The following is a 24,067-nucleotide window of genomic DNA, read 5'->3' on the forward strand; positions in this document are numbered from 1 at the left end:
GCTTCGGCGCTGGAATATCCTGTTCATATAGGCGGAACAACCACCGAAGAAAGGCAGGGCAGACATGCGACGATACGGGGAACCCAGACTTGAGGGACAATCTTACCGTGCCCGCCCCGGGGCCTATGCCATCCTGCCGAAGAACGGACGGCTGCTTTTGACTTATCAGGCAGGCATCCACAATGAATTCCAACTGCCCGGGGGCGGGATCGACCCGGGCGAAAGTCCGGTGACGGCCCTGCATCGCGAAGTCTTCGAAGAAACCGGCTGGCGGATCGCACAGCCGCGTTTTCTCGGTGCCTTTCGACGGTTTGTGTTCATGCCCGAATACGATCTCTGGGCCGAAAAGATTTGTCACATCTATCGGGCGCATCCGGTCCGCAAACTGGCCGAGCCGCCAGAAGAAGATCACTCCGTCCATTGGGCAAGCCCCGAACAAGCCATGGTCAGCCTTGGAAATCCCGGTGACCGGGCCTTTCTTCAGCGCGTGTTCTGACCGGAATATTCCAGCAAAATAGCCGAGATATCGTCGGGGAAATCCCTGTCCTTGTTGTAATCGTTGAGATCCCACAGGAAGGTGTCGAAAAACGCGTTTCCGGTCTCACGGCTCACCTTGCGACACATCTCGGCAAGCCCCTCCTCACCGAGCATTCCGTCGCCGCCATCGGGACATTCCGTCACGCCGTCGGAGAAAATCAGGATACGCTCACCTGGCGAAAGGGTCAGACGCACATCTTCATACGGCGCATTCGGGATAAGCCCGACCGGCATGCCACCGTCACCGAAGAAGGTCACACTCCCGTCGGTCGATTGGAATATCGGGGTCGGATGACCGCATTGCGCCATCACAAAATCGCCGCTGAACCGATCGAAATGCCCAAGAATCATGGTAAAATAGAGATCCGTTTCCATCTCCTCGAGCATCAGCCGATTGAGGGCCGCCGCGACCTCGGAGGGATCTGCGGGGTAAAACCCACCCTGTTCATTGCTGCGGATCGCAAGGTTCTGTTCCGGTGTCGACCCTGTCAGATAGGCCGCAAGCCGCGCCGTCATCAATGCGGAGGCAATGCCATGCCCCGACACGTCGAGCGCGAAAATGCCGAACTGTCGCTCGTTGATCGGGAAAAAGCCGACAAGATCGCCTCCGACATGCCCACTCGGCCGCAGCAGCAATGACACCTGCGCCGTCTGGAAATCCCGGAACCGCTCTCGCACCAGCGACTGCTGCATCTTCCGTGCCTCGACCAGATCGCGATCGAGCGAATCGTAGAGCGCCGAGATCTCGGCCAGGGTCGAGCTGACCAGGCGGTTCTTTTCCGTCAGTTCCCGCTCCATTCGCAAAATGCGTTCCCCGGCACGGATGCGGGCCAAAAGCTCATCGCCCGCCACAGGTTTGGTTAGAAAATCATCCGCACCGACATCGAGCCCCTGAGCCACCTCCGCCTTGTCGGATTTCGACGTCAAAAGGATGAAATAACCATAATGCGCACGGTCGAGTTGCCGAAAGGCCTGACAAAACTCCAGCCCGTTCATTCCCGGCATCATCCAGTCGGAAACTACGAGATCAATCGGCTCACGCTGGCAGATTTCTATCGCCTCCCCCCCCGAAGCCGCCTCGAAAACCACATATCCCCAACGGCCGAGATAAGAGGACAAAATACGGCGTTGTGCCCGCGAATCGTCCACGACCAGAACGGTGTTCACGACGCCACGTTCAGGTACGGCTTGTAAATACGTGTGATTTTTCTGAGCGATGAGCAAAACGAAGCACCCTGACCTGTGACGTGTTCCGCTCATCCTGAGCCAGACGATTTAATGTCGCCTTAAATCTAAAATTTTCCGGAAAATCGGGACCGCGCTTACATTTGCGTAACCTTATTGCACTCTTATCGCTCACAGACAGGAGGCTGCCATGATTGACTGGGACCGGGTTGCGGAATTGCGAGACGAAGTTGGCGCGGAAGATTTTCGCGAAGTCGTGGACCTGTTTCTCGAGGAGGTCGACGAAGTGATCAAGCGCATGAAAGCCATGTCGGACTCATCGTCTCTCGAACAAGATCTTCACTTTCTCAAGGGCAGTTCGCTGAACCTCGGTTTTGCTGCCTTCTCCGCCCTGTGCCGTGACGGAGAAAAAGCAGCGCGAGAGGGGCGCTCCGAAGTGATCAACATGGCCAAAATCTTTGACAGTTACGCTCAATCACGCTCCGAATTTATCAGCCGGGCTGTTGCCTGAACAGCCATCTATAGAACGAATTCCGCCAGATCCCGATCATTTGTGATATCACGATAGACCAGCCCGGCCTTGTTCATGTTCTCGAACAAATGCGCAAAATTCGCCGGATCGTCGGTTTCGATTCCAATCAGGACCGATCCGAAATTGCGAGCGGATTTTTTCAGATATTCGAAGCGAGCGATGTCATCGTTCGGCCCCAGCATGTCAAGGAAATCGCGCAAGGCACCGGGACGCTGCGGCATACGCAGGATGAAATACTTTTTAAGCTCCCGGAAACGCTGTGCCCGTTCCTTGACTTCCGGCAGGCGTTCGAAATCGAAATTGCCACCAGACGTCACACACAGAACGCGTTTACCCTGAATCGCGTCACGAATGTCCTGAAGCGCGTCTATCGACAAGGCCCCAGCGGGTTCCAGAACGATGCCCTCGACATTCAGCATGTCGAGCATGGTCGAACAGATGCGATCCTCGGGGCAGGCGAGAATGTGATCGGTGGGAATGTCCTGCAGAATCCCGAAAGGCAGCGCTCCGATCCGCGCGACGGCCGCCCCGTCGACAAAACTGTCGACATCGCTCAGCGTCACGGGTTCTCCGGCCGCAACCGCAGCCGCCAGAGAGCGCCCACCCATCGGCTCCACCAAATAGACCTCGGTCGCAGGCGCCGTTTCGCGCAGGTAGGACAGCACGCCCGCCGAAAGCCCGCCGCCGCCCACGGGCAGGACAACTACGTCCGGTACCATCTGGGACATGAATTCGACGGCCACGGTCGCCTGCCCCTCGATCACATCCATGTCGTCGAAAGGTGCAAGAAAATGCCCGCCCTGCTCCGCGCAATAGCTCTGTGCTGCCTCCAGTGTGTTGTCGAAATAGTCGCCAACCAAACGGATCTCGATGTTGTCACCGCCAAAGACCTTGGTCTTGTCGATCTTCTGCTGCGGCGTCGTGACCGGCATGAAGATCACCCCTTTCACCCCGAATTGCCGACAGGCAAAAGCCACGCCCTGTGCATGGTTCCCCGCAGAGGCGCAGACGAAAAGACCGATGCTCGGGTCTTTTTCCCGCGCTTTTATCATCGCATTCCATGCGCCGCGCAGCTTGTAGGATCGCACCGGCGTCAGATCCTCGCGCTTCAGCCAGACATCGCAATCATAGGCTTTCGACAGGTGATCGTTGCGCAGGCAGGGCGTAGGCGCGAACAGACGCCGGACCAGCGTTTCCGCAGCGCGCGCACGTTCGGTGAAAGGACCCGTCTCAGTCATGAAGCTCTCCCCGCATGGCCAGTTCGTAAATCGACGACAACAGGCTCACGTTGACCATCAGCAAAAACCACCCCGCCAGCAATTCATAAAGCAAGCCCAGCAAACCGCTTCCGAACACCGATCCGATGAGCTGAATCACGATGAACAAAGCGATAGACAGGATCACGGCCTGAAAGATCACGGCGGAATGCGGCTTCGTGGCCTGCCAGGCTTGAACGAATGAGATTTTCTGCCCCAGCGCAACTGCGGGCAGGGTCGGAGAGAGCCGGAAAAACACGAACACGGCAGGCAATGCGATCAGTACCACGACAAACAGCCCGCCCAGGGCCTGCGCCAGAACATTTCCAAAGAGCCCAAGCAGAAGACCACCCAAGAGCCCAACGGAAAGACCGATCAGCAAGCCAATGACGATCGACAGGATCAGATAGCCCCAGATGCGGGACCCGCTCCAGGACGGGAAGGCCGAGGTCGGGCGTTTGCCCTCCAATGCGTAACGGTGCCACTCGACAGCGATCCAGCAGGAGCCCACCGCCATCACCACATTCGACAGGAGAATGAGCCAGATGCCACTGCCTGCAACAGCCTCCGGATTCCCCGAAGCCAAAGCCTCCATATCGACGGCATTAAAAGTGAGAATCTGCACGATCAGAATGCCGATCCAGATCAGACCGGAAACGGCGAGCGCCTCGTCCAGATGCCGGATGACCCGCAGAACCGCGTTTTGGAATAGAATGAAACCCGTCATGACGACCTTTCTCAGAACTTATGCCCGCAGGTTTAGTGCTTTTGCCCGGGGAGCTAAAGCAATCTTGGGCGTAAACCTTGCTCTTGCCCCAAAAAACCGATAATCGCGCCTGCGAACTCCGAAAAAGGAATGTCCCATGTCTGCGCCTAAAAAAGTGGTTCTCGCCTATTCCGGCGGCCTCGATACTTCGATCATCCTGAAATGGCTTCAGACCGAATACGGTTGTGAGGTCGTGACCTTCACCGCCGATCTCGGTCAGGGCGAGGAGTTGGAGCCAGCGCGCCAGAAGGCGGAACTCCTTGGTATCAAACCGGAAAACATCTACATCGAAGATGTGCGCGAAGAGTTCGTGCGTGATTTCGTCTTCCCGATGTTCCGCGCCAACGCGCTTTATGAAGGCGAATACCTGCTGGGCACCTCGATTGCGCGTCCGCTGATCTCCAAACGTCTTGTCGAGATTGCCGAAGCGACCGGGGCCGATGCCGTGGCGCATGGCGCGACCGGCAAGGGCAACGATCAGGTGCGTTTCGAGCTTTCCGCCTACGCGCTCAACCCCGACATCAAGGTGATCGCGCCCTGGCGGATCTGGGACCTGTCATCCCGTACAAAACTCATTGATTTTGCTGAGAAAAACCAGATCCCGATCGCCAAAAACAAACGTGGCGAAGCGCCGTTCTCGGTCGATGCCAACCTGCTGCACACCTCGTCCGAGGGTCGCGTTCTCGAGAACCCGGCAGAGCAAGCGCCGGACTACGTTCTCCAACGGACCGTGCCGGTGGAACAGGCGCCGAACGAGCCGGAATATGTCGAAATCACCTTTGAAAAAGGCGATGCGGTTGCGGTCAACGGCGAGGCGATGTCTCCGGCTACCCTGTTGACAAAGCTCAATGAATTGGGCGGCAAACATGGCATCGGCGTGCTCGATCTGGTGGAAAACCGCTTCGTCGGCATGAAATCCCGCGGCATCTATGAGACCCCGGGCGGTACCATTCTTCTGCAAGCGCACCGCGGCATCGAACAGATCACGCTCGACAGCGGCGCAGGCCACCTGAAAGACAGCCTGATGCCGCGCTATGCAGAGCTGATCTACAACGGCTTCTGGTTCTCCCCGGAACGCGAAATGTTGCAGGCCGCCATCGACAAATCGCAAGAACATGTGTCTGGCACCGTGCGCCTGAAACTTTACAAAGGCGCTGCGCATACCGTGGGCCGCTGGTCCGAGGCCTCGCTTTATTCCGAGAAACACGTGACCTTCGAGGACGATGCCGGTGCCTACGACCAGAAAGACGCCGCAGGCTTTATTCAGCTCAACGCTCTGCGCCTGAAACTTCTGGCGGCCCGGAATCGCCGCCTGAAATAACTGTCGGCAAAACGTCGGACTATTGTCGGACTTCCGTCGGGCACAGGTCCGACAAACGTATAAGAAAAGGGCGCCCGAAGGCGCCCTTTTTCATGAGAGGATCCGCCCCGGTCTTAGCCACGAAAGGCTTTGACATCCGCCGCGGTTGGAATGGCATCCGCGGTACCCGGACGGGTGACCTTGAGCGCCGCCGCCTGTACCGCCCACTCCATCGCCGTGCGGATCGGCATACCGAAATCGAGACCCGCCGCCACATAGCCCACAAAAGTGTCACCGGCGCCTGTGCTGTCGACGGCAGTGACTTTCGGTGAGGTCACTTCGATCACCTCGCCGGTTTCGTTCGAGCGCCACATCGCCCCTCTGGCCCCGAGTGTCACGAGAACCTGCGGCACCGGAATCTGATCGAGGGTCATGCCCATCTCGGAACAGAGCTGCGAGGCCTCCACCGCGTTCATCACCACCATGGAGACATCGGGGATCACACCGCGCACCGCCTCGACGGAGAACGGAGCAGCGGAGTAGATCACCCGCATGCCCTTCACCAGCGCAAAGGTCGCGGCATGGGCCTGAAGATTGGTTTCGTTCTGGAGCAAAAGCGTATCGCCAGATTTGGCCTGATCAATGGCCTGAATGACGAATTCGCTATCCTGTTTCACATTCGCACCCGGGTCGATGACAATCATGTTTTCGCCATCGGGCCCGACATAGATCACCGCATGACCGGTGGGCTCGTCGACCTCCCGCAGGAATTTACAATTGGCACCGTAGGTTTCGATCCGCTGCCGCACCCAGGGGTCGGTCTTGCCGATGGCACCGATGTGATAGACCTCCGCCCCGGCTTTCGCGGCGGCGACGGATTGGTTGGCCCCTTTGCCACCCAATCCGATCTTGTGCCCGGTGGCGCTTAGCGTTTCGCCGGGGCCGGGAAAGCGAGGCAGGGTATAAAAGCGGTCGATATTGACCGAACCGAGATTGAAAATCGCCATTTATACACCTCCTCAACAGAGTTCTTCTTACTTGGTCTGGCCCACCTTGCAGGCGGCCAGGATCGCCATGTTCAGAATGTCGTTTACCGTCGAAACGGTTGAACAAATCTGAATAGGCTTGTCGACACCGGTCAGGATCGGCCCGATCACCGTCGCACCGGCCATTTCCTGCATCAGCTTGACGGAAATAGAGGCGGAGTGACGTGCGGGCACGACGAGAATATTGGCCGGACCGGAGAGACGACAGAACGGGTAAGAGGCCATCGCATCAGGGTTCAGCGCCACATCGACGGTCATCTCGCCATCGTATTCGAAATCGGCGCCACGGGCGTCGAGCACCTCGGAAGCGACATGCATTTTATGCGCGCGCTCCGACACCGGATAGCCGAAGGTCGAGAAGGAAGCGAAGGCCACGCGCGGCTCGATCCCCATGGACCGCGCAACACGGGCGGCAGCGATGGCGATGTCGGCGAGATCCTCTTCGACCGGCCATTCATGCACGAGCGTGTCGGCGATGAAGATGATCCGGCCCTTGTGCAGAAGCGCCGTGACACCGACCGCGCCATCCTGTGCCGTTGCATCGAACACAGAATTGATTCGGTCGAGCACATGGGCGGATTTGCGGGTCGCTCCGGTCACCAAGCCGTCGGCATGGCCATGGGCCAGCATCAGCGCAGAGAAGGCATGACGGTCGCGGGCGGCGAGACGGTGGATGTCCTTCTGGTCGAAACCACGACGTTGCAGGCGTTTGTAGAGGAAATCCTTGTAATCCTGCAGGTGGCGCGTGTTGGCCGCGTTGACGATCTCAAGCTCGGAAATCGCTTCGCCGAGACCTTCTTCCTGCAGCTTGCGGCTGATCTCATCGGTACGCCCCACGACGAGCGCGCGACCGAACCCGCCCCGGTGGTAGGCCACAGCGGCGCGCAACACACGGGGATCGTCGCCCTCGGCGAAGATCATCGTCGCCTGTTCCTGACGCGCGCGGGCATAGAGCCGTTGCAGAAGGTGCGCGGTCGGATCCATGCGGGCCTGAAGGTCCTGCGCATAGCCTTCCATGTCGATGATCGGACGACGGGCCACGCCGGTGTCCATCCCGGCCTGCGCCACGGCGGGCGGAATGGTGTAGATCAGACGCGGATCGAAGGGGGTCGGGATGATGTAATCGCGACCGAAGGACAGTTTCTGACCGTAGGCCAGAGCCACCTCATCCGGCACATCTTCGCGGGCCAGTGCCGCAAGGGCCTGAGCACAGGCGATTTTCATGTCGTCGTTGATCGCACGGGCATGGATGTCGAGCGCACCGCGGAACAGGTAGGGGAAGCCCAGGACGTTGTTGACCTGGTTCGGATAATCGGAGCGCCCGGTGGCGACGATGACGTCGTCGCGCACGGCATGAGCGTCTTCAGGCGTGATCTCAGGGTCGGGGTTCGCCATGGCAAAGATCACCGCATCGGGCGCCATGGATTTCACCATGTCCTGGGTGACGGCGCCTTTGGCAGACACGCCGAGGAAGACATCCGCGCCTTCCATCGCCTCGGCCAGCGTGCGGGCATCGGTGACGGCGGCATGGGCCGATTTCCACTGGTTCATGCCCTCGGTGCGACCTTGGTAAATCACGCCCTTGGTGTCGCACATGATGCAGTTGTCGTGCTGTGCGCCCATCGCCTTGATGAGTTCGAGACAGGCGATCCCGGCAGCACCGGCGCCGTTCAGGACGATTTTACAATCCTCGATCTTTTTCCCGGAGAGGTACAACGCGTTGATCAGACCGGCGGCACAGATCACGGCGGTGCCGTGCTGGTCGTCGTGGAAGACCGGGATGTCCATCTGTTCCTTGAGCGTCTGCTCGATGATGAAACACTCCGGCGCCTTGATGTCCTCAAGGTTGATGCCGCCAAAGGTCGGCCCCATGAGACGCACGGCGCGGATGATTTCTTCCGGATCGGTGGTGTCCAGTTCGATGTCAATGGAGTTCACGTCGGCAAAGCGTTTGAACAGAACCGCCTTGCCTTCCATCACCGGTTTGGACGCCAGCGCGCCAAGATTACCGAGCCCCAGAACGGCCGTACCGTTGGAGATCACCGCGACGAGGTTGCCCTTGTTCGTATAGTCGTAGGCGGTTTCCGGCGTTTGCGCGATTTCCTCGCAGGGCACGGCCACACCCGGAGAATAGGCCAGCGACAGATCGCGTTGGGTCGACATGGGCACGCTGGGCGTGATGTCGAATTTGCCAGGGCGCGGTTCCATGTGGAACGTCAACGCCTCTTCGCGGGTCTGTTTGGTCTTGGACATGCGCGCGTGCCTCCTCGTCGTCAGTCGGTCCTACTTACCCACAGCCCGTGGGATGCTCAACAAAAAGAACGCGATCAGGGCCTTTACCTCACCCATCGGGGCGATAAGTTGGTCCGAAATCAAAACCGGAAGCCGACAGTGTCCTCAGAACCTCCCGCCACGCCCATGATGGCGCAATATCTCGAAATCAAATCGCGACATCGCGACGCGCTCCTGTTCTATCGCATGGGCGATTTCTACGAGATGTTCTTTGACGATGCGATTGCCGCCTCCGAGGCGCTCGACATTGCCCTGACGAAACGCGGCAAACATGCCGGTGACGACATCCCGATGTGCGGCGTGCCGGTGCATGCGGCGGAAACCTATCTTTTGAACCTCATTCGCAAAGGCTTCAAAGTCGCGGTCTGCGAGCAGCTCGAAGACCCGGCGGAGGCGAAAAAGCGTGGCTCCAAATCTGTGGTCAAACGCGATGTGGTGCGATTGGTGACGCCGGGCACCCTGACCGAGGACAGCCTTCTCGATGCGCGACGGCACAACTACCTCGCGGCCTATGCGGAAATCCGTGAAGAAGGCGCGCTCGCCTGGGTCGATATTTCCACGGGTGCGTTTCACGTCATGCCCTGCCCGCTGGTCGGTCTTGGCCCGGAACTGGCGCGGCTGAACCCGTCGGAAATCGTGGTTTCCGAGGCGCATGAGGCGAATTGGGCCGAATTTGTGCCTGATTTTCATGATCGCATGACCGATCTGTCGCGCGCATCCTTTGACAGCACTTCGGCGCAGACACGACTGACGGAGCTTTTCAAAGTGTCTTCGATGGACGCGTTCGGGCAGTTCACCCTACCAGAGATTTCCGCCATGGGGGCGATCGTCGACTATCTCGACATCACCCAGAAAGGCAAGCTGCCGCTGGTGCGGCGACCGGTGCGGGAGAGCTTGCGCGGTGCGATGCAGATCGACGCCTCGACACGGCGCAACCTTGAGATCTCGCATTCCCTGTCCGGGTCGCGCGAAGGCGCGTTGATTGCCACCATGGACCGCACCGTGACCGCAGCGGGTGGTCGTCTTTTGGAACGTCGCCTTGCCAGCCCCTCGCGCGATGTCGCGGTGATCACCGACCGTCTCGATGCGATCACCTTTGCGATTGAAAACAGCCGTACAGCTCAGGCGCTGCGTGAAGCGCTGCGCAAAGTGCCGGATATGGAACGGTCCTTGTCCCGGCTTGGGCTCGACCGGGGAGGCCCCCGCGATCTGGCCGCCATTCGCAACGGTCTTGCTCAGGCGGAAAGCATTCGCGACATCCTTGTGGATGCGCCGATTTCGACACTAATCCAGCAGAAAATGGCATTTTTGACGGATCATGCCGAGCTGATCGACCTGCTCGATGCAGCGCTTGTGGCAGAGCCGCCATTGTTGGCCCGCGATGGCGGTTTCATCGCGCCGGGTTACGACGAGGAGCTCGACGAATGCCGGACCCTGCGTGACGAAGGACGCGGGGTGATTGCCTCCTTGCAGAGGAAATATGCCGAGACTACTGGCGTGCAGTCCTTGAAGGTCAAGCACAACAACGTCCTGGGCTATTTCATCGAAACCACCTCGACCCATGCGGAGAAAATGTTGTCGGCACCGCTGTCGGAGACCTTTATCCACCGTCAGACCACGGCCAATCAGGTGCGGTTCACGACGCTGGAACTGTCCGAGCTTGAGACCAAGATTCACAATGCCGGGGGACGAGCACTCGAGATCGAGAAACGGCTGTTCGAAGTGCTGCGCATGGCCATTCTGGAGCGTGCGCCAGCGATCAACGATGCCTCCGGGGCGCTTGCGGAACTGGATCTGATCACATCTCTGGCCGATCTGGCGCAAAGCGAGGGGTGGACCCGTCCTGAGGTGGATTTGGGTCGAAAATTCGAGATCAAAGGCGGGCGTCACCCGGTGGTGGAACGCGCGCTTCGAAAACAGGGCGGCGAGAAATTCGTCGCCAATGACTGCGCCCTGTCGGACGGGCGTGACGGCGCGGCGATCTGGCTTTTGACCGGGCCGAACATGGCCGGTAAATCGACTTTCCTGCGACAGAACGCATTGATCGCACTGATTGCTCAGGCCGGGTCGTATGTCCCGGCGGAGCGAGCGCATATCGGCATCGTCTCCCAGCTATTCTCCCGCGTGGGCGCATCGGACGATCTGGCGCGCGGGCGCTCGACCTTTATGGTCGAAATGGTCGAAACCGCCGCAATCCTCAATCAGGCGGATGACCGGGCCTTGGTGATCCTCGATGAGATCGGGCGCGGCACGGCGACCTATGACGGACTGTCGATTGCCTGGGCAACCTTGGAGCATCTGCATGATGTAAACAAATGCCGGGCGCTTTTTGCGACGCATTATCATGAGATGACGTCGCTTTCCGACAAGTTGCCGGGGGCGGACAATGCCACCGTGGCGGTGAAGGAATGGGAGGGAGAGGTGATTTTCCTCCATGAGGTGATCAAGGGCAAAGCGGACCGGTCCTATGGGGTTCAGGTGGCGCGGCTTGCGGGCCTGCCCGATGCTGTCGTGGAACGGGCCAAATCTGTTTTGGAGGCTCTGGAAAAGGGTCAGGCGGAAAATGCCGCCAATCCGAAGGCGATCATCGACGATCTTCCGCTTTTCGCCGCCATACCCGCCGCGCCACCTCCGACCAAGGTCAAGGAAAGCGCCGTTGAAAAGGCATTGGCGGAGATTTTGCCGGATGATTTGACCCCGAGAGAGGCGTTGCAGGTGCTTTACGATCTGAAATCGAAACTGGGCTGAGGACAAAAAAAGCCCCCGGGTTTCGGGGGCTTTTCTATTGCTGGTCTCTGAGTTTTCAGGGCGGAATCTCTTATGCGGGCGTCGAGGATACACCGACCTGCGCCGGGCGCAGAAGACGGTCGTGGATCATGAAACCGACGTTCATCACCTGAATGATGTCACCTGCCTTGGTGCCCGGAACCGGCGCCTCGAACATGGCTTCGTGCTGGTTCGGATCGAATTTCTCGCCGACGTCCGGGGAAATGATCTGAATCCCGTGCTTGCCGAAGACGTTCAGCAATTCGCGCATGGTCAGTTCGATGCCTTCGATCAGCGCCGCCTGTTGTGCGCGCTGTTCCTCGGTGATCGCATCGACCGCGCGTTTCATGTTGTCGAACACCGGCAACATGTCGCGCGCCAGTTTCGAACCGCCGTAATTCTCAGCCTCCTTGCGGTCACGATCCGCGCGCTTGCGGGAGTTTTCCGCATCGGCCACCGCCCGCATGAAGCGGTCCCTGAATTCGTCGCGCTCGGCACGCAGCGCGTCAAGCTCCGCCATAAAATCTTCGTCCCCCGGACCTTCAAGGGCCTCTTCGGAGGTGATGTCGATGATTTCTTCGACCCCGGTTTCGATTTCTTCAGACATGTCTTTTTTCGGATCCGTCATGTTCCACCTTTTCACGCCTTGCCGGACAAAATCCGCCCCACAAGCTGGGCCGTGTAATCGACGATCGGGACGATCCGCCCATAGTTCAGGCGAGTCGGTCCGATGACACCCACGGCACCGATAATTTTTCGTTCAGCGTTCATATATGGAGAAACCACCAAAGAGGAACCCGAAAGAGAGAAAAGTTTGTTTTCAGAGCCAATGAAAATACGCACGCCCTCGCCGTCTTCGGTCAATTCGAGGAATTCGGCGATGTCGCGCTTTTTTTCCAGATCGTCGAACAGGGTTCTGATCCGGTCGAGCTCCTCCGCCTCCGCACTGTCGCCCAAAAGATTCGCGCGGCCACGCACGATCAGACGTTCGTAAGACGAGCCCTCGCCTTCCCAGAACGCCGTTCCGCTTTCGATCAGATCGGCCGCGAGGCTGTCGAGCTCCTGCCGGCGCAGTTTGATTTCGCGTTCGACCACGGAACGTAGTTCTGACAGGGTTTTACCCTCCGCCAGCGCATTGAGGAAATTCGCAGCCTCTCGGAGCGACGAGGGTGTTTGCCCCACGGGCGGCGTGAAAACGCGGTTCTCCACCTGCCCGTCGGCGAAAACCAGAATGACAAGGGCTCTATCCGGCGCAAGGCTGACGAATTCCACATGTTTCACCGGGGCTTCATGTTTCGGGGCCAGCACAAGGCTTGCCCCATGTGTCAGCCCCGAAAGCGCGGACCCGACGCGGTCGAGCATTCCGCCCACATCGCTGGCCTCGCTCCGCACCGTATGCTCCATCCTGGCACGCACATCATCGGTGACCGTGCCGACCTCCAGAAGCCCGTCGACGAAAAGCCGCAAGCCAAGCTGGGTCGGCACGCGACCGGCGGAGACATGCGGGCTGTCCAAAAGGCCGAGATATTCGAGATCCTGCATCACGTTGCGGATCGTCGCGGCAGAAACCTTTTCGCTCATGCTCCGCGTGAGCGTGCGCGAACCGACAGGGCCGCCGCTGTCGAGATAGCCCTCGACCACACGCCGAAACACCTCCCGCGAGCGGTTGTTCATTTCGGCAATCAGATTGGCACGTTCGGTCATTTTTCCTGCGTCTTGCGAGGCCTTCTGCAATTAAAAGACATCCGGGCGGAGGGTCAATGAGGCTTGCGCCTCCGAGCCCCTCTTCGCTATGTCTGCCGCAACAGATGCGGAAGGAACGATCATGCGACCCTCGGGTAGAAATTTAGACGAGATGCGACCGATTTCAATCGAGACCGGTGTGACAAAACATGCCGAAGGATCGTGCCTGATCCGCTGCGGCGACACCCATGTGCTTTGTACCGCAACGATCGAGGAGCGCGTGCCGCCGTTCATGCGCAATTCCGGTCAGGGTTGGGTCACCGCCGAATACGGCATGTTGCCGCGCTCGACCTCGTCGCGGATGCGTCGCGAGGCCACTCAGGGCAAACAAGGCGGGCGGACCGTTGAGATTCAGCGTCTGATCGGGCGCGCCCTTCGTGCGGGTGTGGATCGCGTGGCCTTGGGTGAGCGTCAGATCACCATCGACTGCGACGTCATTCAGGCCGATGGCGGCACGCGTTGTGCCTCGATCACCGGCGGTTGGGTGGCCCTGCGACTTGCCATCAACAAGCTGATCAAGGCGGGCGACATCGTCACCGATCCGTTGATTTCCAATGTGGCCGCCGTGTCCTGCGGGATTTATGCCGGTCAGCCGGTGCTGGACCTCGATTATCCCGAGGATTCCGAGGCCGGCGTCGATGGCAATTTCATCATGATGGCCAACGGTCAGTTGATCGAAACCCAGATGAGCGCCGAGGGTGCCACCTATTCCCGCGCGCAGATGAACGAGTTGCTCGATCTCGCCGAAAAAGGCGTGGCGGAACTCGTGGCCGCGCAGAACGCGGCGGTGGCGTGATGCGCGCGTTCGATGGCGACAAGCTCGTCCTCGCTTCGCACAACAAAGGCAAGCTTCGCGAGATCGCGGAGCTTATGGAGCCGTTCGGGATCGAGGTAATTTCCGCCGGTGAGTTGGGCTTTGAAGAGCCGGAAGAGACCGAGGACACATTTGCCGGAAACGCACGGATCAAGGCGCATTTTGCCGCCAAATCCAGCGGCCTCCCTGCCCTGTCCGATGACAGCGGCCTTGCGGTCGACGGTCTCGATGGCGCGCCCGGCGTGTATTCTGCGGACTGGGCCGAAACCCCCAATGGCCGCGATTTCGCCATGGCGATGCAAAAGGTCTGGGACCGTCTCGAAGAGACGAATGCAGCCGAACCCCGCACCGCGAGGTTTTGTTGCACTCTCTGTCTCGCCTGGCCCGATGGCCATGACGAGATTTTCGAGGGCACCGTCGAAGGCCGGATTGTCTGGCCCGCCCGCGGACCGCATGGCTTTGGCTACGACCCGATGTTTCTGCCCGATGGGGAAACGGAAACTTTCGGGGAAATGGATCATGCGCGGAAACAGGCGATGAGCCACCGCGCCGACGCGTTTCACAAACTGGTCTCAGGACCCTTCAAGGATCTCAACACATGAGCACCCGCAAACTGATCTCCTCCGGCTCTGATTTCGAGAAAGTCATGGGCTATTCCCGCGCCGTCGTGCAAGGCGACTGGTGTTTCGTCTCCGGCACCACCGGCTACGATTACGCTACGATGACCATGCCGGAAAGCATCGCCGATCAGGCGCGCAATTGCTTCAAGACCATCTCCGGTGTGCTCGAAGGCGAAGGGTTTTCGCTCAAGGATGCCGTGCGTGTGCAATACACGATCACCGATGCCGCACTTGTGGACGAGGTTGTCCCGGCGCTTGGTGAGTTTCTCGCCGATATTCGCCCCGCAGCCACCATGGTCGTTGCCGATCTCATCAAACCCGAGATGAAGATCGAAATCGAAATCACGGCGTTCAAGGGCTGATCGTGGAAGACTGGCAAAATGGTGGCTTCGGCCTCTACATTCATTGGCCGTTTTGCCAGTCGAAATGCCCCTATTGCGATTTCAATTCCCATGTTGCCGCGACAATCGATCAGACGGCATGGGAACGCGCCTACCTCTGCGAAATCGAACGTGTTTCACGGGAAACATCCGGCCGGGTTCTGAACACCGTGTTTTTTGGCGGCGGAACGCCATCCCTGATGGACCCAGAGCTTGTAAATGCCATTTTGAGAAAGGTTCGAGACTGTTGGACGCTTGCCAACGATGTGGAAATCACACTCGAAGCCAATCCGACATCGGTCGAGGCCGGACGGTTTCAGGGCTATCGCGACGCGGGCGTCAATCGCGTGTCGATGGGGATTCAATCTCTGCATGACGAGGATCTGAGGCGGCTGGGGCGATTGCATTCGGTCTCCGAGGCGCAAAAAGCGTTTGAGATTGCCCGAAGCACCTTTGATCGCGTGAGTTTCGACCTGATTTATGCCCGTCAGGGCCAGACGCAGGAGGCCTGGCGCAAGGAATTGCGCGAAGCCCTGTCCATGGCGGTCGATCATTTGTCGCTTTACCAGCTGACCATCGAACAAGGCACAGCCTTCGGAGATCGTTACAATCGCGGGCAGCTTCGGGATTTACCCACGGACGATGACGCAGCAGACATGTATTTCATCACTCAGGAAGAGTGTGAAAAGGCGGGAATGCCCGCCTATGAAGTATCTAACCATGCCCAAAAGGGCTCTGAAAGTCGCCATAACCTGATCTACTGGCGCTATGGCGATTATGCCGGGATCGGCCCGGGTGCCCATGCGCGGTTAACACTTGGCGGCCAAAAATACGCCATCGACACCCCCCTATCGCCGCAGCTCTGGCTCGCGTCGGTCGAGCAAAAAGGCCATGGGGAAAATCCTCGCGAAACGCTCAGCGGTTACGATCAGGCCGTTGAGTACCTCATGATGGGACTAAGAATTACCGAAGGCGTCGAGATTGAGCGGCTCTCCATCCTTTTGGGTCAAGAATTTTCAATTGAAAACAATTACTTGATCGAAGATGGCTTTGTGAAAAAGGAAAAGGGCCGCCTTTTCGTATCGGAAAAAGGCAAGCCCCTGTTGAATGCAATCATCCGGGATTTGATTCCCGAAGCTTAAGCGCCCCGGGAAAGAATCGCGCAAAGCGTGTCCAGCTCGTCCAGACTATCGTAAGAAATCGTCACGGAACCCTGCTCCGTACCCCCCTTATGCTCGATGGTCACTTTCATGCGGATAGCCGCAGAAAGATCGCCCTCAAGCGCGCGCGTATCCGCGTCTTTTTCGACGAAATTCTGCGTTTTCGGTGTTTTGGGCTGCGTTGGGGCCTTTTCTCCCTTCACCAGCTTTTCCGTCTCGCGGACGGAAAGCCCTTTGTGAATGATCTCACGCGCCAACTCGGACGGGTTTTCGGCGGTCACCAAAGCCCGTGCGTGCCCGGCGGAAAGCTGCCCCTCGATCACATAGCTCTGAACTTCGGAAGGGAGCTGCAAAAGACGCATCAGGTTCGCGATATGGCTTCGGCTTTTGCCCAATGCTTCGGACAGTTTTTCCTGTGTATGACCAAAGCGCTCCATCAATTGCTTGTAGCCAGCGGCCTCCTCAATCGCATTGAGATCGGAGCGTTGAATGTTTTCGATGATCGCAACTTCGAGCACTTCCGTGTCGGAATAATCCCGCACCAACACCGGAAGCTCATGCAAACGCGCAAGCTGCGACGCACGCCAGCGGCGTTCACCCGCGACGATTTCGTATTCCCCGGCCTTGCGCGGGTTTTCACGCACGATCAGGGGCTGAATCACCCCTTTTTCACGAATCGACTCGGCCAATTCCTCCAAGGCAGACTGATCGAAGGTCCGTCGCGGCTGATCCGGGTTGGCCGCAATTCTTTCGATTGGTACCATCATATCGGCACGGCGCGGTTCAGATGTGGTTTCCGAGGACACGTTCTCCTGCGTGACATCCGCCATCAAGGCGGACAATCCGCGGCCAAGACCTCTGTTTTTGGGTTTGCCCGATTGCGACATGTTTTATCGTCCTTTTTTTGCCAGAACTTCGAGAGCGAGCGCCTGATAGGCTTGGCTGCCTTTCGAAGTCGGATCGTAATCCAGAACCGGAAGCGCGAAAGACGGCGCTTCGCTGATCCGGACATTGCGCGGAATGACCGTCTGAAACACCAGCTCTCCGAGATTGTCACGCGCGTCCTGCTCCACCTGTCGGGACAAGTTGTTGCGTTGATCATACATAGTCAACACAACACCTTCGATCCGCAACTTGGAATTGGCGGTTTGCCGGACTTCGCGAACCGTCAACATCAACTGCGACAGACCTTCCAGCGCAAAGAATTCACTTTGCAGCGGCACCAAAACGGAATCCGCCGCGACCATGGCATTGACCGTCAGCAAGCTCAGCGATGGCGGGCAGTCGATCAGAATGAAATCGAAGTGAAAATCGTCGATCGCCGGTTGTCGCAAAGCATCGTGCAAAAGGTAGCTGCGCTTTTCATTGGACACCATTTCGATGTCGGCGGAACTCAGATCCACCGTGGCCGGGGAAATCCAGAGACCTTCGAAATCGGTGGTCTGAATGACGTCATGCAGATCGACATCTCCAAGAACGAGATCATAGGTCGTGTAATTGCGGTTTTCCGGATCAATCCCAAGACCTGTCGAGGCGTTGCCCTGGGGATCGAGATCGACGACCAGCACCCGGCAACCGTTTTTGACCAAAGCTGCAGCAAGGTTGATCGAGGTTGTCGTTTTTCCAACCCCACCCTTCTGGTTCGCAATCGCAATGATTTTCGGGCTGCTGGACGAAGAAAAATCAGACACGATCAATATCTCCAATGAGAAGGATGACGGATTCGGGATCCGTGACGCTCGGGTATTCTTCGTGGGTGAAGCGCCAGCTTTCAAGGGATTCGGAGATTTCCTCGCGGAAAGACATCCCTTTCATGAAAATCGCATGACCTCCAGGCACCAGATGCCTTTCGGTAAACTCCAGAAGCTTCGGCAGGCTTGCCAAAGCGCGGGCAGAAATGAGATCGGCTTCAAGAGGCATGAGCTGTTCGATACGTTGAGACAAGACCTCGACATCGAGGTCCAGCTCACGCGCAACAGTCCTCAGGAAGGTTGCCTTGCGTTGGTCCGATTCGACGAGGGTAAAACGGATTTTTGACGAGAGCTCTCTGGCAAGCGTGGCGCAGACCAGGCCCGGGAACCCGCCACCACTGCCGAAATCAGCCCAATGCCGAATATGTTCCGGCACAAGAGAAAACACCTGCGCCGAATCAATAAAATGCCTTTGCCAAGCCTGATCCAGCGTCGATTTAGAGACCAGATTGATCGCAGGGTTCCATTTTTTCAAGAGCGCCAGATAGGTTTCAAGGCGCTCCAATGTTTCACGTGAAACATCGAGACCCGCTATAGTCTGGGTATTCATCAGGAGGCTTTCTGCCGCTGGCTCTGGCGCAAGCGTGCAAGAATAAGAGTGACGGCAGCCGGTGTCATTCCCTCCACACGCCCGGCCTGAGCGATGGTTTGCGGTCGTGCCTTGGTAAGTTTCATCCGCAATTCGTTCGACAGACCACTGAGCGCCGCATAATCGAAATCGTCCGGGATATTCTGTTGTTCGTCGCGCTTCAAGGCTTCGACATCACGTTTCTGACGTTCGATGTAATTGGCATAGAGAGCGTCCCGCGCAATCTGTTCCTGGATTTCCGGGGAAATCTCGGCAAAAGACGAATCGAGAGCGATCACGTTCTTAAAGGTGACATCTGGAAATGCGAGGACCTGATACGCATTGCGGCGCGCACCATCGGAACTCACAGACACCCCGGCCTCGCCCAGTTCGCGTGGTGTGTAGCTTGAGCGCTCAAGCTGTTCACGACCTTTTTCCAGAGCCTCCATCTTGCCAGAAAACGCAGCCTTGCGGTTCTCACCGACAAGACCAAGTTCGATACCCTGTGGCGTCAGGCGTTGGTCGGCATTATCCGCACGAAGCGACAGCCGGAACTCGGCCCGGGATGTAAACATCCGGTAAGGTTCGCTAACACCGCGGGTGACAAGATCGTCGATCATCACCCCGATGTAGCTATCGGAGCGCGTGAAGGTGACACCCTCCTGCCCCATAGATTTACGCGCCGCATTGAGACCGGCCACCAAACCTTGTGCCGCCGCCTCTTCATAGCCCGTCGTCCCATTGATCTGACCGGCAAGGAAAAGCCCCGGCACATTGCGCAGTTCAAGCGTCAGACGCAGCGCGCGCGGATCGACGTAATCGTATTCGATGGCATAAGCGGGCTGAAGGATTTCGACCTTTTCCAGACCGCGGATCGAACGGACATAGGCCTCCTGCACATCGACGGGCAGAGAAGAGGAAATGCCGTTCGGATAAACCGTGTCATCCTCCAAACCTTCCGGTTCGAGGAAGATCTGATGCGAAGTTTTATCGGCAAATCGGACGATCTTGTCTTCGATCGACGGACAATAGCGTGGGCCGACCCCCTCGATATGACCGCCATACATCGCAGACCGGGAAAGATTCTCGCGAATGATGTCATGGGTCCGCTCGTTGGTGTGGGTGATGCCGCAGGACACCTGACGCGCGAAAGGTTTGCGATTCAGGAAGGAAAACACCACGGGATCGTCATCACCCGGCTGTTCTTCGAGAATCTCCCAGTTGATGGTTTTGCCGTTCAGCCGCGGCGGCGTCCCAGTTTTCAGGCGTCCAATGGGAAGATCGAAACCGTAGAGACGTTCCGCTAGGGCGATAGACGGCTTATCACCAATCCGCCCTCCTGGGTATTTGACGTCGCCAATATGGATCAAGCCTTTCAGGAAGGTGCCCGTAGTCAAGACAACAGCACCGGATTTGATCTGCGAACCGTCGCCCAACACAACACCCGCCACGGATTCGCCGGACATCACAAGATCGGTGACTTCCGCTTCGACGATGGTCATGTTGTCTGTGGATTCAAGTTCCGCGAGCATCTCGGTGCGGTAAATCTTTCGATCCGCCTGAGCACGTGGCCCCTGGACCGCAGGGCCTTTGCGCCGGTTCAAAAGGCGGAATTGAATCCCGGCCTTGTCGGCAATCCGGCCCATCACACCGTCAAGCGCATCGACTTCGCGCACGAGATGGCCTTTACCAAGCCCGCCGATGGCCGGGTTACAGGACATCACCCCGATGTTTTCGCGCTTCAGTGTGACAAGGGCCGTGCGCGCACCTGCCCGGGCCGCTGCCGCCGCCGCGTCACATCCCGCATGGCCGCCCCCTACGACGACGACATCGAAGTCGGTATGTTTCACGTGAAACACTCCTTGCTCATTTCCCGATGCAGAAACTGGAGAAAATTTCTCCAAGCACAGCTTCCACATCAATACGACCGACCAAACAATCCAACGCATGGATTGCCCGCCGCAACTCTTCGGCAGCAAGCTCGGTCCGATCAGGCCCATTCAATACCTCATTTCGTGCCGATTCCATAGAGGCCAGCGCGGCTTTCATCGCCACACGATGACGCTCCCGGATCGCAGTTGACGCGGAACTGGCTCGGACACTCAAGGTTTCGGAAATCCCAGCCACCATTACATCGACGCCCTGCCCGGTTTTCCCGGAAATGGAAAGCCCCTGCCCGGTAAACTCCCCGGCATCGTCTTTTCCGATCACGACGAGATCACCCTCTACCGGTTCAATTTCCGGTTTGGCATCGACGGAGGGGATCAGGATGACACGAAGGTCCGCATGTTTCGCGCGTTCCCGCGCGCGTTCAATGCCGATGGCTTCGACGACATCTTCGGTTTCGCGCAGACCTGCAGTGTCGAGCAACGTGACCGGCAGACCTTTGAGTTCCATCCGAACCTCGATCACATCGCGCGTCGTGCCCGCGACCTCGGAGGTGATCGCCGCTTCGCGCCCCGCAAGCATGTTGAGCAAGGTCGACTTGCCCGCATTGGGCGGACCGACAATGGCAACCTCGAACCCGTCACGGATACGTTCCGCCATTTTGGCGCCTTCAACCTCGGCCTCAAGTTCGATCATCACCTCGGCGATGAGAACCAGAACCTCGGGGGAGACATCCGTCGGGACCTCTTCGTCGGCGAAATCAATCGTAGCCTCCAGGAGAGCGGCAGAACGCAAAAGCGCGCGGCGCCAGCGTTCGGTTTTTTCACCCAATGCGCCGGAGAAGACCTTCAAAGCCTGACGGCGCTGCGCCTCTGTTTCCGCTTCGATCAGATCGGCGAGACCTTCGACCTGCGCCAGATCGAGGCGTTCGTTTTCAAGTGCGCGGCGGGTGAATTCCCCGGCCTCAGCAAGACGCAAGCCATCGATCTCCGACAGGCATTTCAGCACCGCATTGACGATGGCGACAGAACCGTGAAGCTGCAATTCCGCGCTTTGCTCGCCGGTGAAGGACGCACCTTCCTCGAAGCAGATCACCAAAGCTTCGTCCAGCACGATGCCGTCGCGATCCCTGAGCTGACGCAGCGCGGTCCGACGCGGCGCAGGCACGTCGCCGACCAGCATTTCGACAGCTAAAAACGCAAGCGGCCCGGAAATCCGGACCACTGCGACACCCGCTTTGCCGCGGGCGGTTGCCAGGGCGTAAATCGTATCCATAGGCGTAACCTATTGATATCCTTTTATTTAAGCGTTCATCGAGTCGAAGAACTCGCCATTGGTTTTGGTCTGTTTCAGCTTGGAAATCAAGAACTCGATGGCATCCGTGGTCCCCATCGGGTTCAGGATGCGGCGCAGCACATAGGTTTTCTGGAGATCTTTCGCATCCACGAGAAGATCCTCTTTCCGGGTGCCGGATTTGAGGATGTCCATCGCCGGGAAGACGCGTTTGTCCGCGACTTTGCGATCCAGAACGATCTCGGAGTTACCCGTACCTTTGAATTCTTCGAAGATGACCTCGTCCATCCGCGAGCCGGTGTCGATAAGCGCGGTGGCAATGATGGTGAGCGACCCACCCTCCTCAATGTTCCGCGCGGCACCAAAGAAACGCTTCGGGCGTTGGAGCGCGTTGGCGTCGACACCACCGGTCAGAACCTTGCCGGACGACGGCACGACAGTGTTGAAGGCGCGACCCAGACGGGTAATCGAGTCGAGCAGGATGACAACATCACGCTTGTGCTCGACGAGACGCTTGGCTTTTTCGATCACCATTTCGGAGACGGCAACGTGACGGGTGGCCGGTTCGTCGAAGGTGGAGGACACAACCTCGCCTTTCACCGAACGCTGCATGTCCGTCACCTCTTCGGGACGTTCGTCGATCAGCAACACTATGAGATAGCACTCAGGGTGGTTGGTCTCGATCGAATGGGCGATGTTTTGAAGCAAAACGGTCTTACCCGTGCGCGGCGGAGCAACGATCAGGGCCCGCTGGCCTTTCCCGATTGGCGCGACGAGGTCGATGATCCGGGCAGAACGATCCTTGATCGTCGGATCCTCGATCTCCATTTTCAAGCGCTCATCGGGGTAGAGCGGCGTCAGGTTGTCGAAGGCAATCTTGTGACGCGCCTTTTCGGGCTCTTCAAAGTTGATCAGCGTCACCTTGGTGATCGCGAAATAGCGCTCGGTCTCGTTCGGCGCCTGCATCACGCCGTCGACCGTGTCGCCGGTGCGCAGACCGTATTGGCGGATCACCTCGGGGGAGACGTAGATGTCATCGGGACCCGGCAGATAGTTGGCCTCGGGAGAGCGCAGAAAGCCAAAGCCATCTTGCAGCACTTCGAGCACACCGTCACCGGAAATCTCCCAGCCCTCATCCGCGCGTTCGCGCAGGATCTGGAACATGATCTCGCCTTTGCGCATCGTGGAGGCGTTTTCGATCTCAAGCTCTTCGGCCATCGCCAGAAGGGTCTTGGGGCTCTTGGCTTTCAGATCGGCCAGATTGAGTTTTTCTTCAGTCATGGAAATCCATCGGGACCCGCGCGCCGCGCCGGTCTTTTCTCTCAAATGTCACAGGAGAATCCCCTTGGCCGGACGGCCGGGATTTGCGCCTCAGTAAGAGCAAAGACTGTGTGAGTCAATCTTTCTTAGAAAGGCTTCACGATGATCATAATGACGATGAAGATCATCAGGAGCGTCGGAAACTCGTTCATCATGCGGTAATGGCGGCCTGTTCGGGTGTTCGTACCGGCGACGAATTCCTTGCGACGCACAGCGAGCCACATGTGAAACCATGTCATGGCCAGGACGCAGGCGGCTTTCACCCAAGGCCAGCCATCGGACCAGACGATGATGCCCGGGGTCATGACGAGGCAGAGACCGAAGAACCAGCTCGAGATCATAGCCGGATTCATGATCAGCTTCAGGAGCTTCATTTCCATATCCTGAAACAGAAGATCGGTTTCAGTGCCCTGCTTCACGCTTTCGGTGTGACGCACATAGAGACGTGGGAGATAAAAGATCCCGGCCATCCAGGCGATGATCGAGATCACGTGAAGCGATTTCGTCCAAAGGTAAACGCTTGCCAGAAAATCGCCCATGACCGTCCTTTCGAAGTTTCCTTCTAAATAAAATATTAAAAGAAAAAAGAAAGATGATGATTTAGTAGGGCCTGTGGATAGTCTGGATTATTCGCTTATCCCCAGCGTCGTCCAGAGGTTCACAATCTTTCATTTTCTTATCCACATCTGCGGATAGAATAAAATAATCCATTTATTTTCAGTGAATTGAAAAGATATATGTGGGCGGGTTTCGTGGAACAAACGCTCGCAAGACGGGGGCAACGAGGTTATTCCGAGGGAGACGATTTGTCTTACCCACGATGATAAGACGCAGAGAGTTTGGGGTTGGAC

At 57.9% G+C, this 24,067-nt stretch carries 22 protein-coding genes; 8 read left to right on the forward strand and 14 right to left on the reverse strand.

Going from position 1 to position 24,067, the window contains the following annotated elements; genetic code table 11:
* Positions 1-64: 64 nt before the first annotated feature.
* Positions 65-496 (forward strand): NUDIX hydrolase, encoded by a 432-nt coding sequence (locus CEW89_RS12815; protein ID WP_096806144.1) that lies wholly within the window; start codon positions 65-67, stop codon positions 494-496.
* Here the strand turns inward: CEW89_RS12815 and CEW89_RS12820 are convergent.
* Positions 481-1,704, reverse strand: a complete 1,224-nt coding sequence (locus tag CEW89_RS12820) for a PP2C family protein-serine/threonine phosphatase (protein WP_066703430.1) — start codon at positions 1,702-1,704, stop codon at positions 481-483. The genes CEW89_RS12815 and CEW89_RS12820 overlap by 16 nt on opposite strands.
* A gap of 208 nt (positions 1,705-1,912) precedes the next feature.
* Here CEW89_RS12820 and CEW89_RS12825 point away from each other — a divergent pair, with 208 nt between their 5' ends.
* Positions 1,913-2,233, forward strand: coding sequence for an Hpt domain-containing protein (locus tag CEW89_RS12825; RefSeq protein ID WP_096806145.1), 321 nt, complete (start codon positions 1,913-1,915; stop codon positions 2,231-2,233).
* A gap of 8 nt (positions 2,234-2,241) precedes the next feature.
* On the opposite strand, the gene ilvA is transcribed toward CEW89_RS12825, so the two are convergent.
* Both ilvA and CEW89_RS12835 read right to left on the reverse strand, forming a co-directional pair.
* Complete coding sequence (gene ilvA / locus CEW89_RS12830; RefSeq protein ID WP_066703434.1) at positions 2,242-3,492, reverse strand: threonine ammonia-lyase IlvA; 1,251 nt, start codon at positions 3,490-3,492, stop codon at positions 2,242-2,244.
* Positions 3,485-4,237 (reverse strand): hypothetical protein, encoded by a 753-nt coding sequence (locus tag CEW89_RS12835; protein ID WP_096806146.1) that lies wholly within the window; start codon positions 4,235-4,237, stop codon positions 3,485-3,487. The genes ilvA and CEW89_RS12835 overlap by 8 nt, the downstream gene beginning before the upstream one ends.
* 136 nt (positions 4,238-4,373) lie before the next feature.
* Here CEW89_RS12835 and CEW89_RS12840 point away from each other — a divergent pair, with 136 nt between their 5' ends.
* Positions 4,374-5,597, forward strand: coding sequence for an argininosuccinate synthase (locus CEW89_RS12840; protein ID WP_066703439.1), 1,224 nt, complete (start codon positions 4,374-4,376; stop codon positions 5,595-5,597).
* A 113-nt stretch (positions 5,598-5,710) separates the two neighbouring features.
* On the opposite strand, the gene CEW89_RS12845 is transcribed toward CEW89_RS12840, so the two are convergent.
* Both CEW89_RS12845 and CEW89_RS12850 read right to left on the reverse strand, forming a co-directional pair.
* On the reverse strand, positions 5,711-6,583 hold the full coding sequence (locus CEW89_RS12845) for a ribokinase (protein WP_066703442.1): 873 nt from the start codon (positions 6,581-6,583) through the stop codon (positions 5,711-5,713).
* Positions 6,584-6,610: 27 nt separating this feature from the next.
* Positions 6,611-8,875 (reverse strand): NADP-dependent malic enzyme, encoded by a 2,265-nt coding sequence (locus CEW89_RS12850; RefSeq protein ID WP_066703445.1) that lies wholly within the window; start codon positions 8,873-8,875, stop codon positions 6,611-6,613.
* A 165-nt stretch (positions 8,876-9,040) separates the two neighbouring features.
* Here CEW89_RS12850 and mutS point away from each other — a divergent pair, with 165 nt between their 5' ends.
* Positions 9,041-11,662, forward strand: coding sequence for a DNA mismatch repair protein MutS (mutS, locus tag CEW89_RS12855; protein WP_096806147.1), 2,622 nt, complete (start codon positions 9,041-9,043; stop codon positions 11,660-11,662).
* 70 nt (positions 11,663-11,732) lie between these two features.
* On the opposite strand, the gene CEW89_RS12860 is transcribed toward mutS, so the two are convergent.
* Both CEW89_RS12860 and hrcA read right to left on the reverse strand, forming a co-directional pair.
* On the reverse strand, positions 11,733-12,308 hold the full coding sequence (locus tag CEW89_RS12860; RefSeq protein WP_066703450.1) for a nucleotide exchange factor GrpE: 576 nt from the start codon (positions 12,306-12,308) through the stop codon (positions 11,733-11,735).
* An 11-nt stretch (positions 12,309-12,319) separates the two neighbouring features.
* On the reverse strand, positions 12,320-13,384 hold the full coding sequence (hrcA, locus tag CEW89_RS12865; RefSeq protein ID WP_096806148.1) for a heat-inducible transcriptional repressor HrcA: 1,065 nt from the start codon (positions 13,382-13,384) through the stop codon (positions 12,320-12,322).
* 121 nt (positions 13,385-13,505) lie between these two features.
* On the opposite strand from hrcA, the gene rph reads away from it, so the two are divergent.
* Genes rph through hemW form a run of 4 tightly spaced genes read left to right on the forward strand, consistent with a single transcriptional unit; the run spans position 13,506 to position 16,379 of the window.
* Positions 13,506-14,219 (forward strand): ribonuclease PH, encoded by a 714-nt coding sequence (rph, locus tag CEW89_RS12870; RefSeq protein ID WP_066703455.1) that lies wholly within the window; start codon positions 13,506-13,508, stop codon positions 14,217-14,219.
* The gene (gene rdgB / locus CEW89_RS12875; RefSeq protein ID WP_081423777.1) at positions 14,219-14,839 is read left to right on the forward strand and encodes an RdgB/HAM1 family non-canonical purine NTP pyrophosphatase; all 621 of its coding nucleotides are present in this window, start codon (positions 14,219-14,221) and stop codon (positions 14,837-14,839) included. Before rph ends, rdgB begins: the two co-directional genes overlap by 1 nt.
* On the forward strand, positions 14,836-15,219 hold the full coding sequence (locus CEW89_RS12880; RefSeq protein ID WP_066703461.1) for a RidA family protein: 384 nt from the start codon (positions 14,836-14,838) through the stop codon (positions 15,217-15,219). The genes rdgB and CEW89_RS12880 overlap by 4 nt, the downstream gene beginning before the upstream one ends.
* Positions 15,220-15,221: 2 nt before the next feature.
* Positions 15,222-16,379, forward strand: coding sequence for a radical SAM family heme chaperone HemW (hemW, locus tag CEW89_RS12885; RefSeq protein WP_096806149.1), 1,158 nt, complete (start codon positions 15,222-15,224; stop codon positions 16,377-16,379).
* Here the strand turns inward: hemW and CEW89_RS12890 are convergent.
* The 7 genes from CEW89_RS12890 to hemJ all read right to left on the reverse strand — a co-directional run bounded on the left by CEW89_RS12890 (position 16,376) and on the right by hemJ (position 23,755).
* Positions 16,376-17,284 carry a ParB/RepB/Spo0J family partition protein gene (locus CEW89_RS12890; protein WP_096806150.1) on the reverse strand — a complete coding sequence of 303 codons (909 nt, stop codon included), beginning with the start codon at positions 17,282-17,284 and terminating at the stop codon, positions 16,376-16,378. The two genes, hemW and CEW89_RS12890, sit on opposite strands and share 4 nt — an antisense overlap.
* Before the next feature lie 3 nt (positions 17,285-17,287).
* Positions 17,288-18,088, reverse strand: coding sequence for a ParA family protein (locus CEW89_RS12895; protein ID WP_066703467.1), 801 nt, complete (start codon positions 18,086-18,088; stop codon positions 17,288-17,290).
* Positions 18,081-18,701, reverse strand: a complete 621-nt coding sequence (rsmG, locus tag CEW89_RS12900; RefSeq protein WP_425321031.1) for a 16S rRNA (guanine(527)-N(7))-methyltransferase RsmG — start codon at positions 18,699-18,701, stop codon at positions 18,081-18,083. The genes CEW89_RS12895 and rsmG overlap by 8 nt, the downstream gene beginning before the upstream one ends.
* On the reverse strand, positions 18,698-20,566 hold the full coding sequence (mnmG, locus tag CEW89_RS12905) for a tRNA uridine-5-carboxymethylaminomethyl(34) synthesis enzyme MnmG (RefSeq protein ID WP_096807232.1): 1,869 nt from the start codon (positions 20,564-20,566) through the stop codon (positions 18,698-18,700). The genes rsmG and mnmG overlap by 4 nt, the downstream gene beginning before the upstream one ends.
* Positions 20,567-20,582: 16 nt before the next feature.
* The gene (gene mnmE, locus CEW89_RS12910) at positions 20,583-21,878 is read right to left on the reverse strand and encodes a tRNA uridine-5-carboxymethylaminomethyl(34) synthesis GTPase MnmE (protein ID WP_096806152.1); all 1,296 of its coding nucleotides are present in this window, start codon (positions 21,876-21,878) and stop codon (positions 20,583-20,585) included.
* A gap of 27 nt (positions 21,879-21,905) precedes the next feature.
* Entirely contained in the window at positions 21,906-23,177 is a 1,272-nt protein-coding gene (gene rho / locus CEW89_RS12915; RefSeq protein WP_066703479.1) for a transcription termination factor Rho, read from the reverse strand.
* 125 nt (positions 23,178-23,302) lie between these two features.
* The gene (hemJ, locus tag CEW89_RS12920) at positions 23,303-23,755 is read right to left on the reverse strand and encodes a protoporphyrinogen oxidase HemJ (RefSeq protein WP_096806153.1); all 453 of its coding nucleotides are present in this window, start codon (positions 23,753-23,755) and stop codon (positions 23,303-23,305) included.
* Between the last annotated feature and the right edge of the window lie 312 nt (positions 23,756-24,067).

Origin of the sequence: Celeribacter ethanolicus (assembly GCF_002407265.1) — a bacterium.
GTDB classification, from domain to species: domain Bacteria; phylum Pseudomonadota; class Alphaproteobacteria; order Rhodobacterales; family Rhodobacteraceae; genus Celeribacter; species Celeribacter ethanolicus.